This is a genomic window from Alcaligenes sp. EGD-AK7 (assembly GCF_000465875.3).
GTDB lineage: Bacteria > Pseudomonadota > Gammaproteobacteria > Burkholderiales > Burkholderiaceae_B > Alcaligenes > Alcaligenes phenolicus.
On sequence record NZ_AVOG02000024.1, the window covers coordinates 1 to 822 of the forward strand.

At 53.3% G+C, this 822-nt stretch carries 2 rRNA genes; both read right to left on the reverse strand.

Features of this window, described 5'->3' with window-relative positions:
- Nucleotides 1-11: 11 nt before the first annotated feature.
- Nucleotides 12-124 (reverse strand): 5S ribosomal RNA (gene rrf, locus N879_RS12950).
- A gap of 181 nt (nt 125-305) precedes the next feature.
- A 23S ribosomal RNA gene (locus N879_RS12955) occupies nt 306-822 on the reverse strand; the annotation flags it as partial.

Sequence of the window (822 nt, forward strand, 5' to 3'; positions counted from 1 at the left end):
GAGGAATAAGAGCTTGACGATGACCTACTTTCACAGACGTCCGTCCACTATCATCGGCGCAAAGGCGTTTCACAGTCCTGTTCGGGATGGGAAGGTGTGGGACCACCTTGCTATGGTCGTCAAGCGTAACTGGTTGCCGAGTCGTCTTTTTAAGGGACGCCCCAGCCAATTGGAAGAAGCACACCGCTAGCGATCAGTACGGATCAGCTAGCAGCGGTTACGAAGGTGTCAAGCGCGGGTTGCGCTGCACTTCAATATTACGTTCTGTGGTCAACAACTTAACTCACTACAACCTCAAGGGTTATAGGATCAAGCCACACGGGCAATTAGTACTGGTTAGCTACATGCATTACTGCACTTCCACACCCAGCCTATCAACGTCCTGGTCTCGGACGACCCTACAGGGGGGTCAAGCCCCCGGGATACCTAATCTTCAGACGAGTTTCCCGCTTAGATGCCTTCAGCGGTTATCTCTTCCGTACGTAGCTACTCGGCAATGCCATTGGCATGACAACCGATACACCAGTGGTACGTCCACTCCGGTCCTCTCGTACTAGGAGCAGGCTCCGTCAAGTATCCAACGCCCACGGCAGATAGGGACCAAACTGTCTCACGACGTTTTAAACCCAGCTCACGTACCTCTTTAAATGGCGAACAGCCATACCCTTGGGACCGGCTACAGCCCCAGGATGAGATGAGCCGACATCGAGGTGCCAAACACCGCCGTCGATATGAACTCTTGGGCGGTATCAGCCTGTTATCCCCAGAGTACCTTTTATCCGTTGAGCGATGGCCCTTCCATACAGAACCACCGGATCACTA